Annotated in this window: 9 protein-coding genes and 5 tRNA genes; 12 read left to right on the forward strand and 2 right to left on the reverse strand. The window is 45.1% G+C overall.

The features are described 5' to 3' along the window. Positions 1-153 precede the first annotated feature (153 nt). Positions 154-2,172 carry a DNA helicase Rep gene (gene rep, locus AC5O63_RS20125; RefSeq protein ID WP_494506065.1) on the forward strand — a complete coding sequence of 673 codons (2,019 nt, stop codon included), beginning with the start codon at positions 154-156 and terminating at the stop codon, positions 2,170-2,172. 67 nt (positions 2,173-2,239) lie between these two features. Here rep and AC5O63_RS20130 read toward each other — a convergent pair whose 3' ends face one another. Continuing rightward, a complete protein-coding gene (locus tag AC5O63_RS20130; protein ID WP_171802241.1) occupies positions 2,240-2,653 on the reverse strand; it encodes a c-type cytochrome in 414 nt (137 codons plus the stop codon). 307 nt (positions 2,654-2,960) lie between these two features. Here AC5O63_RS20130 and AC5O63_RS20135 point away from each other — a divergent pair. From AC5O63_RS20135 to AC5O63_RS20180, 10 genes are all read left to right on the forward strand, one after another. Continuing rightward, positions 2,961-3,037 (forward strand) — tRNA-Arg (locus AC5O63_RS20135). A gap of 34 nt (positions 3,038-3,071) precedes the next feature. Continuing rightward, positions 3,072-3,147: transfer RNA gene (locus tag AC5O63_RS20140), tRNA-His, on the forward strand. A gap of 54 nt (positions 3,148-3,201) precedes the next feature. Next, positions 3,202-3,278: transfer RNA gene (locus AC5O63_RS20145), tRNA-Pro, on the forward strand. A gap of 46 nt (positions 3,279-3,324) precedes the next feature. Then, positions 3,325-3,400 (forward strand) — tRNA-His (locus AC5O63_RS20150). A gap of 54 nt (positions 3,401-3,454) precedes the next feature. Continuing rightward, positions 3,455-3,531, forward strand: a tRNA-Pro gene (locus AC5O63_RS20155). Positions 3,532-4,244: 713 nt separating this feature from the next. Further along, positions 4,245-5,960 (forward strand): dipeptide ABC transporter ATP-binding protein, encoded by a 1,716-nt coding sequence (locus AC5O63_RS20160; protein WP_004745532.1) that lies wholly within the window; start codon positions 4,245-4,247, stop codon positions 5,958-5,960. Positions 5,961-6,047: 87 nt separating this feature from the next. Then, the gene (locus tag AC5O63_RS20165) at positions 6,048-7,601 is read left to right on the forward strand and encodes an ABC transporter substrate-binding protein (protein ID WP_004745531.1); all 1,554 of its coding nucleotides are present in this window, start codon (positions 6,048-6,050) and stop codon (positions 7,599-7,601) included. Between the two features lie 165 nt (positions 7,602-7,766). Continuing rightward, positions 7,767-8,744 carry an ABC transporter permease gene (locus AC5O63_RS20170; RefSeq protein WP_004745530.1) on the forward strand — a complete coding sequence of 326 codons (978 nt, stop codon included), beginning with the start codon at positions 7,767-7,769 and terminating at the stop codon, positions 8,742-8,744. 2 nt (positions 8,745-8,746) lie between these two features. Continuing rightward, positions 8,747-9,685, forward strand: coding sequence for an ABC transporter permease (locus tag AC5O63_RS20175; protein WP_171325865.1), 939 nt, complete (start codon positions 8,747-8,749; stop codon positions 9,683-9,685). A gap of 171 nt (positions 9,686-9,856) precedes the next feature. Then, entirely contained in the window at positions 9,857-10,777 is a 921-nt protein-coding gene (locus AC5O63_RS20180; protein WP_494506066.1) for an SPOR domain-containing protein, read from the forward strand. Positions 10,778-10,800: 23 nt separating this feature from the next. Here AC5O63_RS20180 and AC5O63_RS20185 read toward each other — a convergent pair whose 3' ends face one another. Next, positions 10,801-11,559 (reverse strand): chromosome partitioning protein ParA, encoded by a 759-nt coding sequence (locus AC5O63_RS20185; RefSeq protein WP_494506067.1) that lies wholly within the window; start codon positions 11,557-11,559, stop codon positions 10,801-10,803. 104 nt (positions 11,560-11,663) lie between these two features. Between AC5O63_RS20185 and AC5O63_RS20190 the strand changes: the two genes are divergently transcribed. Then, entirely contained in the window at positions 11,664-12,560 is an 897-nt protein-coding gene (locus tag AC5O63_RS20190; RefSeq protein ID WP_494506068.1) for a response regulator, read from the forward strand. The last annotated feature ends 17 nt before the right edge of the window (positions 12,561-12,577 follow it).

Raw genomic sequence — 12,577 nt, forward strand, 5'->3', positions numbered from 1 at the left:
ATATGCAACAAACTATCGAATGATTTATGAAAAAAGTTGTTATTCACACTTGTTGAGAAACATTTAGCCGACGTTGTCTTGGCTATAAACATAGCAATCTGTCTGTTGCACTATTATTATATGCGCCACATTTTTCCTACCGCTGAGATGATCATGAAGCTGAACCCCAATCAAGATGAAGCAGTTAAATACGTATCTGGCCCTTGTTTGGTGCTTGCTGGAGCAGGGTCGGGTAAAACGCGTGTTATTACCAACAAAATTGCTTATCTGGTTCAGCAGTGCGGTTATAAAGCGCGTAATATCGCGGCGGTGACTTTTACCAATAAGGCGGCGCGTGAAATGAAAGAGCGCGTTGGCCAGACATTAGGTAAAAATGAATCAAAGGGGTTAATGGTCTCTACCTTCCATACGTTGGGCCTCAATATCATTAAGCGTGAATACAAATCATTAGGTCTAAAATCCGGATTTTCACTGTTTGATGATCAAGACCAAATGGCGCTACTTAAAGAGCTGACAGAAAAACAGCTCGATGGTGATAAAGATCTACTGCGTCAGTTGCTCGGCACGATTTCTAACTGGAAAAACGACATGCTTACGCCTGAGCAAGCCAAGGCGCAGGCGAAGGGCGAGCAGCAACAGTTGTTTGCCTTCTGTTTTGAGATGTACCAGAAGCAGATGAAAGCCTATAACGCTCTCGACTTCGATGATTTGATCTCATTACCTGTTCTTCTACTGCGTACCAATGAGGAAGTTCGTCAGCGTTGGCAAAATCGAATTCGCTACTTGTTGGTCGATGAATACCAAGATACCAATACCAGTCAATACGATCTGGTTAAACTGATTGTCGGCGAACGAGGCCGATTAACCGTAGTAGGGGATGATGACCAGTCAATCTACTCTTGGCGTGGAGCGAAGCCACAAAACTTGGTGTTGCTGGGTGAGGATTACCCAAATCTGCGCTTGATAAAGCTTGAGCAAAACTATCGCTCAACCAGTCGTATCTTGCGCGCTGCCAATATCCTTATCGCGAACAATCCACACGTGTATGAGAAGTCCCTGTTCTCAGAAATTCCTGATGGTGAAAAGCTCAAAGTCCTGTTAGCAAAAAATGAAGAGCATGAAGCAGAGCGAGTTACCGGTGAGCTTATTGCGCACAAATTCCTTAATCGCACTGACTATAAAGATTATGCGGTTTTGTATCGTGGTAACCACCAATCGCGTCTGATTGAAAAGTCTTTGATGCAGAACCGGGTGCCATACAAGTTATCTGGGGGCACCTCGTTCTTTGCTCGTGCCGAGATCAAAGACATCATGGCTTATCTGCGTGTCTTGGTTAACCCAGATGATGACAACGCATTTCTGCGTATTGTTAACACGCCAAGACGTGAAATTGGCCCAGTAACATTAGAAAAACTGGGCAGTTACGCCAATATGCGTGGCAAAAGCCTATTTGAAGCGAGTTTTGAGCTAGGTTTGGAGCAGTCGTTGAGTGGGCGTGGGCTAGAGAACTTACGCCGCTTCACTGCTTGGCTTGTTAAAATTGCCGATCAAGCAGAGCGTGGTGATACCGTGGAAGCGGTGCGCTCGTTAGTACGTGATATCAATTACGAAGACTGGCTATACGAAACATCCTCTAGCCCTAAAGCGGCTGAGATGCGGATGAAAAACGTCTCAGATCTGTACTCTTGGATTGTGGCTGACCTTGAAGGAGATAACTATGACCAAGAAGAGAAGAGCATTAAAGAGGTCGTTCAGCGCTTGACGTTACGCGACATGATGGAGCGCGGCGAAGAGGACGAAGACAGCGACGCGGTTCAATTGATGACGCTACATGCTTCTAAAGGTCTAGAGTTTCCTTACGTCTACCTGATAGGAACAGAAGAAGGGATCTTACCGCACCAAACCAGTATCGATGAAGAGAATGTCGAGGAAGAGCGCCGCTTAATGTACGTTGGCATCACGCGCGCGCAGCGAGAACTGACCTTTACCATGTGTAAAGAGCGTCGTCAGTTTGGTGAGCTAATTAAGCCGACACAAAGTCGTTTTCTCGATGAGTTGCCATTTGATGATGTGGAATGGGAGCAGGTTAAGAAGCCGGTGACGCAGGAAGAGCGTATGGCGAAAGGCCAAGCACATATTGCTAACTTGAGATCGATGTTCAACAAGAAGTAATAGAATAGCAGATACTAAAAAAGGCTTGGTGTAAACCAAGCCTTTTCTCTTTATATATAGAGGGAACTTATAGCCCTTCAATCATATGGTCAATTGCGGCGATGATTTCATCATCTGAACAGTCCATACATGAGCCTTTCGCTGGCATTGCATTAAAGCCGTTAATAGCGTGGTTGTTTAGCACATCTCGGCCTTGAGCAATTCTTGGTGACCAGTCACCAGCATCACCAGTTTTTGGTGCGCCGCTGACACCAGATGCGTGACAAGCAATACAGAAAGTACCGTAAACAGTCGCACCATCGCGCGGACCAGTTGGTTCAGCTTTAACTGGCTCTGCACCTGCTAGGTAAACATCACCAACAGGCTTAATACGTTCTGCAATTGCATCATATTCTTCTTGGCTTACATTTGCTGCAAAAGTGGCGCTAGAAAAAGTGATCGCAGCGACCAAAGCGGTTAACATTTTTCGAGACATATCCATTAAACTCACTTTACATTCCTGAAGGTAAGTTCGTGCTTACCCATTATTAGAGTGTGGCTTGACCAACAGTTAGACCTTGCCAAAAAGCGTGGTTGGCTGTTAAATCAATGTAAATAATGGGTGATTATATCCTGTTAAGTTGTTGCAATAAACAACAAGTTACCCGCTTTCAGGGGGGTATCTAATGGGAAATAGGGGTTTATCACACTTTAATTGCCGAAAAAGGCACCAAACGATAAAAAAAGTTGAAAAAGTACTAGACGGCATAGTGTGATATACGTATTATTCCACTCCGCCGATAGGGCATGCGCCCGTAGCTCAGTTGGATAGAGCGTTGGCCTCCGGAGCCAAAGGTCGAAGGTTCGAATCCTTTCGGGCGTGCCATTCGCCTAAAGGTATATCGGTAAAAATTTCAGTGGTGGCTATAGCTCAGTTGGTAGAGCCCTGGATTGTGATTCCAGTTGTCGCGGGTTCAAGTCCCGTTAGCCACCCCATTATTCTGGTAGCATTGCTTCCATTCTTGATGAAGTTCGAGATAAAACATAAGTCGGTGAATAGCGCAGCTTGGTAGCGCATCTGGTTTGGGACCAGAGGGTCGGGGGTTCGAATCCCTCTTCACCGACCACTATTTAGTTTAACGCGAATAGCGGTAAACAAAGGCAAAGCCAGTGGTGGCTATAGCTCAGTTGGTAGAGCCCTGGATTGTGATTCCAGTTGTCGCGGGTTCAAGTCCCGTTAGCCACCCCATTTATTTAGGTAACTTAGGTTTCCTGTTCTGATAAGTCAGAATAAAACACAAGTCGGTGAATAGCGCAGCTTGGTAGCGCATCTGGTTTGGGACCAGAGGGTCGGGGGTTCGAATCCCTCTTCACCGACCACTATTAGAAAGCCTCGTCAGAAATGACGAGGCTTTTTTGCATTTGGGAAACCAGGAACGCTTCGCTACGAGATCGGGCTACGCCCGCGAGAATCGGGAACGGACTTCGTCCTGCTAGAGGTGGGGTTGGTGACTCAACGAAAGTTGTTGACGGTATTTGATCTCTAGCAGGATAAAATAATCCCGCAATCCCGCAATCCCGCAATCCCGCAATCCCGCATCTCTCATACTTAAGCATTAACTAGCTTCAGTAAGGCAATAAAAATCGTAGATAATAGATTTGCCATTTGGGTTTTTTGGTTTGATTTAATTCTGTATAAATAAAAATAGATGGACTAAACGACCTAATTTGAAATTATATTTGGAGTTATGTTTTAAATTTGTTAATGGTGGTGGGGTTTGAATGACTGAATGGTTATTCTATTTTGGTTATAACCAAATGCGATGTTAAATAACCAAAAGTTACGTTTTTATTGGTCTGGTAAGTGTTTTTGGCGCAGGTATGACCAATGGAAGATATAGCTCTATTGCATATTTATTTTGCTATGCTGCTTGGTTTTTGTTCGAACTCGACTTTTTATCCTATCTTTGTTGCTTTTCTGTGAATTTTTTGCCAAATTGATGACCTTGTAATTTGCCAGAATGATATTCTGGTACGAATGGATTCACTTTTCAGACAGGGCAGAAAGCTGCCGAAGCAGTAGAGGTCTGGTAATGTCACTTTTAGAAGTTAAAAATCTTCGAATAGAGTACCCTTCGCGTCATGGTGTTCATGCCGCAGTTAAATCACTCTCCTTTAATATTGAACGTGGAGAGATCGTCGGCGTTGTTGGCGAGTCTGGTGCCGGTAAGTCGACCGTTGGTAATGCGGTCATCGATTTGCTGAGCCCACCTGGTCGTATCGCGAGTGGCGATGTTTACTTAGACGGTGAGCAGATCTCTGGTTTATCCCCAGAACAGATGCGCAGCGTTCGAGGTTCTAAAATTGGATTCATCTTCCAAGATCCAATGACTTCTCTAAACCCACTTTTTACCGTTGAGCAGCAACTCAAAGAAACCATTCATGCCAATATGAAGGTATCTGATGAAGAGGCATATCAGCGTGCGCTGTCATTAATGCAGCAAGTTGGTATTCCTCAACCAGAGAACCGCTTAAAGCAGTACCCACACCAGTTTTCTGGTGGTATGCGTCAACGTGTGGTTATCGCGATTGCTTTGGCGGGTGAGCCTGATCTGATTATTGCCGATGAACCGACTACTGCATTGGACGTATCTATCCAAGACCAGATTCTGAGTTTGATCCGCGAGTTGTGTATCAAGAACAACGTTGGTTGTATGTTGGTTACCCATGATATGGGAGTAGTTTCCAACGTAACAGATCGCGTTGCGGTGATGTACCGTGGTGATTTGGTTGAGTTTGGCCCAACGGCGAAAGTACTCGGTGATCCAGATCATTCCTACACACGCAGTCTGATTTCAGCGGTACCTCGCTCTGATATGAAGCTTGATCGCTTCCCGCTGGTTAGCTACATCGAAGAAGCGCACGAGATGGAGCCGCTCGATGTTAAAAGCCACTGGCTAGGTCAAAGCCAAGACCATCGCGATTACACAGGTTCGTTGCTCAATGTTGAGAACGTTAACCTACGCTTTGTGACCAAAGACTCTCTGTTCGAAAGTCGTCGTGAGTATGTCCAAGCTTCTAACAATGTCAGCTTTGAAGTCTTTGAGGGTGAAACTTTCGGTCTTGTTGGTGAGTCGGGCTCTGGTAAGTCGACTATTGCACGAGTGATCGCGGGCTTGTATGCGCCGAACTCGGGCAAGGTAACTTTTGAAGGAATCGACCTAACGTCTCTCAAATCAGAGAAAGAGCGTCGCCCGCTGCGCCGTCAAATGCAGATGGTGTTCCAAAACCCTTATACTTCAATGAACCCGCGAATGAAGATTTTCGACATCATCGCGGAACCTATCCGATTCCATAAGCTGACCAATAGCGAAACGGAAACACGTCAGATCGTCAACGATCTACTTGATCACGTTGGTCTGGGCAAAATGGCAGGGGTGAAATACCCGCACGAATTTTCTGGTGGTCAGCGACAGCGTATTTCGATTGCACGTGCACTTGCGACACGTCCGCGCCTACTGATTTGTGATGAGCCGACTTCAGCATTGGATGTGTCGGTACAAGCGCAAATTCTTAACCTGTTAAAAGATTTACAAGATGAGTTAAATCTAACCATGCTGTTTATTAGTCACGATTTACCCGTTATTCGCCAGATGTGCGACCGAGTGGGTGTGATGCAGATGGGTACGCTACTGGAAGTGGCGCCTACCGAGCAGCTCTTTAGATCACCTCAGCACGAATATAGTAAGCAACTGATTTCTTTAATGCCTGAATTTACGGGCTTAAGAGAAGAAGTAAAAACGGCGTAAGTCGTGATTCTTTCCCGTTTTGACGGGCAATAAACAGAAGCAAACACAACAACTAGGGATAGAAAATCCCGCATAAGGAGTTATGCAATGAAAACCATGAAAAGCAAACTAGCAGTGGCTTTAATGGCAGCTGGCCTTAGCTTTGGTGCAGCGGCAGCAGATATTACCGTCGCCTATGACGCTGACCCAGTGTCACTTGACCCGCATGAGCAGCTATCTGGCGGTACACTGCAAATGTCTCACATGGTATTTGATCCGCTTATCCGCTTTAACCAGAAGATGGAATTTGAACCTCGTCTAGCGGAGTCTTGGGAGCGTATTGACGGCGAAACAATGCATTTCAACATTCGCCAAGGCGTTAAGTTCCACTCAGGTAACACGCTGACTGCTGACGATGTAGTTTGGACGTTTGACCGTCTGAAGAGCTCACCAGACTTTAAAGGTATCTTTGGCCCAATCGTTTCGATTTCAAAAGTTGGCGAATACGAAGTAGAAGTAAAGACTGACGGTGTTTACCCACTAGTAGAAAACGTCATGACTTACCTATTCCCAATGGATAGCAAGTTCTACTCAGGTAAAACGGAAGACGGCAAAGATAAAGCTGAGCTAGTTAAGCACGGTAACTCTTTCGCATCGACTAACGTATCTGGTACTGGTCCTTTCATCATCACTCAACGTGAGCAGGGTGTAAAAGTGACTTTCGAACGCTTCAATGATTACTGGGATAATGGTTCAGGCGGTAACGTTGATAAGCTAACGCTAGTACCAATCAAAGAAGACGCGACTCGTGTTGCAGCACTTCTATCTGGTGACGTAGATATGATTGCGCCAGTAGCACCAAACGACTACAAGCGTATCAAGAAAGCTGACAGCGTAGATCTATACACTATGCCTGGTACGCGTGTTATTACGTTCCAAATGAACCAAAACAGCAACCCAGCACTGAAAGATGTACGTGTTCGTCAAGCGATTACTTACGCAATCAACAACGAAGGCATCACTAAGAAAGTCATGAAGGGTGCAGCTACTGCGGCAGGTCAACAGAGCCCAGTTGGCTTCGTTGGTTACAACGCAGACCTAAAACCTCGCTACGACCTTAAGAAAGCAAAAGAGCTGATGAAAGAAGCGGGTTATGAGAACGGCTTCTCACTGACTATGATGGCGCCAAACAACCGTTACGTGAACGATGACAAGATCGCTCAAGCGTCGGCGGCAATGCTGTCTAAGATCGGTATCAAGGTTGATCTGAAGACAATGCCTAAAGCTCAGTACTGGCCTGAATTCGATAAGTGTGCAGCAGACATGCTAATGATCGGCTGGCACCCAGATACAGAAGATTCAGGTAACTTCACTGAGTTCCTAGCAATGACGCGTAATGCTGAAACGGGTAAAGGTCAGTACAACTGTGGCCACTACTCAAATGCAGAAGTTGATAAGCTAATCGAAGATACCAACAAGATGACTGATCTTAAAAAACGTAGTGCATCTTTGAAGAAAGTTGAAGAGATTCTATACAATGAAGCGGCATTCGTTCCTCTACATTGGCAAGATCCTTCATGGGCAGCGAAAGGCAATGTTGAGATTGGTCCAATCATCAACGGCATGAACTTCCCATACTTTGGTGACCTAGTAGTTAAATAATTGCTAGTGAGCTAGACCAAGTGCTCAACGAAATGAGTGCTTGGTCGACTTTTGGTGCTTAGCTTTGTTTCAGTCGGGTTAAGTGCCATTTTTAAGACTGAAAGTTGCAGCCAGTTTTGTCTGGTTCTGCAGACTGAAATCTATGGAAAGTTAAAGGGGCAAGGAATGTTTTCGTTTCTGGTCAAGCGCCTGTTTCAGGCACTGATAGTGATGTTTGTGATCAGTCTAGTGGCGTTTGCCATTCAGGATAACCTCGGTGACCCATTGCGTGAGCTTGTTGGTCAGTCGGTTTCCGAATCAGAGCGCCAAGCTTTGCGTGACGAACTAGGTTTGAATGATCCCTTCATTACAAAATACACTCGCTTTGTTGGCAATGCGCTACAAGGTGATCTCGGTACTTCTTACTTCTTCAAGCGCCCTGCGGTTGAAGTGATTCTGGATAAGTTAGTGGCAACGCTAGAGCTCGTGTTCGGCGCTACGCTAATCATTGTATTCTGTTCAATTCCACTTGGTGTTTACTCAGCCATTCACCCAAAAAGTATATTTACCAAAATTGTCATGGCTGGCAGTAGCATCGGGATTTCGATTCCGGTTTTCTTAACCGCAATCATGTTGATGTATGTGTTCTCTATTGAGCTAGGTTGGTTACCATCTTATGGCCGCGGCGAAACCGCCAATCTGCTTGGCTGGGAATCGGGCTACTTTACTCTTGATGGTTTAGCGCACTTGGTTTTACCTTGTATTGCTCTTGCTTCCATCATGTTGCCACTCTTTATTCGTCTTGTGCGTTCTGAAATGCTTGAAGTACTGAGCTCTGAGTACATCAAGTTCGGTAAAGCAAAAGGTCTGGCTCTCAATAAAATTTACTACCAGCACGCATTGAAAAACACCATGCTACCTGTGCTAACGGTTGGTGGCGTTCAAATTGGTACCATGGTTGCCTATACCATCCTGACCGAAACTGTTTTCCAGTGGCCTGGAACGGGCTTTCTTTTCCTTGAAGCAATCAACCGTGTAGATACACCGTTAATCACAGCTTACGTTATTTTCGTTGGTCTGATTTTCGTTGTCACCAACACCATTGTTGACTTGCTATACGGCATCATCAACCCGACCGTAAATCTAACAGGTAAAGGAGCTTAATCATGAGTCAAACTGCAGCAGCTCCTTCACGCTGGGAGCGATTTAAACAATCAGATTTCTTGTACTACTTCAAGCGCGACAAAGTGGCGATGGCCAGCTTTACCGTGTTTATGTTGTTCTTGGTGATGGCTCTGGCCGCGCCAATTCTGTCACCGACTGACCCGTATGACTTGTCGTCAATTGATATTATGGATTCAGAGCTTCCTCCAGCTTGGATGGAAGACGGTGATGAGAACTTTCTGTTAGGGACTGATGAGCAAGGTCGAGATATCCTTTCGACAATTCTCTATGGCTCGCGTCTCTCTCTGACCATTGGTTTCCTAGCGGTAGGTTTACAGCTTGTGCTAGGAATTGTGATTGGTCTTTCGGCGGGTTACTTCGGCGGCCGTATTGATAGCTTCTTAATGCGTTTCGCCGATGTCCAGTTATCGTTCTCAACCATGATGGTAGCAATCATTGTCTCGGCTATCTTTAAAGCCAGCTTTGGTAGTGATTTCTACAGCCAGTATGCGGTCGTCATGCTAGTGGTGATCATTGGTGTGGCTGAATGGCCTCAGTATGCGCGTACAATTCGTGCTTCAGTGTTGGCTGAGAAGAAGAAAGAGTACGTAGAGGCAGCACGTGTGATGGGCTTTAAAGCACCACGAATTATGTTCCGCCATATCCTACCGAACTGTTTATCGCCAATCTTGGTTATTTCAACGGTACAGGTGGCAAATGCCATCATGTCAGAAGCGGCACTTTCTTTCCTAGGTTTGGGCCTACCGGTAGACCAACCTTCTCTAGGTGCACTGATCAGCATTGGTTTTAACTACATTTTCTCTGGTGCGTGGTGGATTACTGCATTCCCGGGTATCGTACTGGTGACTTTGGTTTTGGTTATCAACCTGCTTGGTGACTGGTTACGTGATGTATTTAACCCAAAAATCTACAAAGGGTGATCCAAGCCTAAGATTTGATTATAAAAACCTATCTACACTGAGAGCCGTAATTAATTACGGCTCTTTTTTTGCATTCTCATTTTCAGGGCAGTGAATCGTCAATAAAGTCACTATAGTGATCCACGTAGATGGATAAACTCGAAATTAAATTTAAAGAGTATGGATATCAATATGGCCTCAAAGCCAAAACAAACTTTTTTAAAGTGTTGGAGTCTTGTTGCAGTACTGGCCTTGCCCGCTTTGTCAGCCCCAACACTTGCTGAAGAATTTTTATGCGATGCAACGCAGGCATCTACCAATGAATTGCCGTTGCTAGATAAGTCGTGCCCGATTGGTAAAGGGTTATGGGGTAAATCTCAGCCACGTGGCCAAGAGTCAACATTTTGGATTCAGTGTGGTGTGTTTAGTAAGCCACTACCTCTTGTAAAGGCTAAAAAGCTTTACCAGCATATTTCAACGGATGTATGGGCAAAGCCAGAAGCCAAAGCTTATCGTTGCCTGATTGGCCCATATAAAGACTTTGCTCAAGCAAATACAGAATTGGCAAAAGTGAAAACTGAGCCAGGCTATAAAGAAGCATTTGTTCGAGAAGTGGTCAAGGGGGCTCCTGTAAAGCAGGTGAAAGCAAAACCAGCACCTAAACCCGCAACACCTAAGCCTGTCGTAAAACAGCAGCAATCGACTACTGTGATACCTGCGCCAGTGAAAGCGAAGCCAGAACCAATTAAACCTATGGTTCAAGAGCCTAAGCAGCGTCAATCTGATGTTTCGATTCGTTTAACAGCGACGGTTTCTGGTATTGAGTACAAGGTGCCATACACCATGTTCAGCAATGACCAGTTTTATATGGAACACGAGCTGCCGTGGAATAGACTCGACTACGAAGGAGCCTATAAAACCTGTTATCGTTTAGGCATGCGCTTAGCAACATCAACTGAGTGGCAAGCCCTGCTTGCTTCTAACGTGATGCAGAAAGACAAATGGCCAATGCATCTACCTTATTGGGGCGCTGAGAAGTCAGGGTTATTTACCAGTGGCAAAACCAATAAGTTAAAAGGCACTTCACTACTGAATGTTATGTGTGTGAAATAAGCTAAGAAATCAGTAGCCTCGCGCTACTGATTTTTTTGTTCTGCTTCTTGCAACAGCTCCAAATACTTTTTCTCAACAAAATCTTTCTCTTTAGTCATATGGTGTAATTGCTGTTTAGAGGCTTCAAGTTCTGCCGCTAAACCAGCCACATCGCCTTGTGAGCCTGCTTGCTGTTTATACTCTTCAAGCTGCTCAAGTAGTTGCTGCTTCTCTTGTTGGAACTCTTTGGCAAGGTTTGCCGACCCACCAGATTCACTGATTTGAATGTACTCTTGCTCAAGTTGTTCAAATTGCTTTTCTAACTGCTCTTTTTCCAACTGTAAGCTTTCCACTGTATCGGTCTGTTTAAGTAGGCGGCTTTTGGCATTTCTTAAGCCTTTAACACTTCTGTCTAAATCCCCTTTTAGCTTTTTGATCAGGCGGTGGGACTTATTGAGCTTTTGATTCAACTCGTCAATTGATTCTTTCTCCTGCTCACTGAGTTCTCCTTTCGCGGCTTTGATTTGTGATACCTGACTTTCCAGAGCTTGCTGAATCAGAATTAAGTCGTTGAGCGTATCACCATTGTCCGCTGTGTAGCTGAGTGCCTTGTCGACAGAGTGCTGACAAAGTTCGTAGGTGTTTCTGTCCATATCACGGCCAATGACGACCTGGCGGGCAAACTGGCGGAACTCGCGCAAAATCAAAAGCAATATGATAAACCACACCAAAAGTATCAGTAGTCCAAAGTCGACCGCGAGGGCAATTAGGTTTTCTAGGGTTAATCTCGGTAATAAATCCATCTATCAAATACGTAAGTTGGGACATTCATCGACTGTAAGTTTAGTTGTCAGTGGAAAATATGCCTATAATTTAGACAGTTCAGTCTGGGAGGTGACGGCGACCTGTGAAAATTTTGATTGTGGACGACAGTAAGGCAACTTTGGAGATAGTTAGGCGGGGCTTGGAGAGCTTTGGTTATTGTCGTTTATCGATCGAGAAAACCTGCAGTGCGACTCAAGCATTAGAGCTGGCAAAAGAATGGCATCCAGATATTGTGCTAACAGATTGGTACATGCCGGATATGACAGGTCTAACACTCACTGAAGAGCTTATGAAGCTTGGGGTTGGGATAAAGGTAGGTATGATTACTACGGTTGATGATGAGAGCCAAATCAAGCAAGCTCAAGCTGCTGGTGCTAGCTTTGTGTTAACTAAGCCTTTCGAAGACAGTGAGTTGCACCGTTACTTGCTTCCTTTAGTGCAAGGCGTGGAAGAAAGTAAGAAAACACTCGATTCGATCACTGAAGTGCAAAAAGAGTTAGCTTTGCCTAAGTTATCGCAACTTGAGAAACTGCTGCAAAGGGAGCTCGGTGATAGCTTAACTCTCAACAATATTGCTCCACAATTGTTCGATGAGAGCAAGATTCCGTGCCTTTTAGCCGTATATGAAGACACTGCAACCCAGCGCCCTCGTGCTGTCGCAATGCTTGACCTGCATGCGATCTGCGTTTTTGCTCAGACGAGTTCTGTTATCTCGAAGGGGGACATTCAGCAAGTGATTCAGAGCAAGCTCGCGAGCAAGGGGGTATTAGATGCTTGCCACCAAGTTCTAGACCGTTCAGCTTTGGCATTTTTGGACAGCCAAACCCGTAAGAGCTTACGTCTAAAAAATATCAGCTTTGTTCCTAGTGCGTTTGATAAGTTGAAAACTTTATACGATAAAGACGCGGATAAGCGGGTTGATTTCACCTGCCAACTAGATGGAGCTCTACAAGGGAAAGTCACCTTAGTCGGCTTTTAACTGGCAAACAAAAAGCA

Source organism: Vibrio sp. SCP2 (assembly GCF_059295395.1).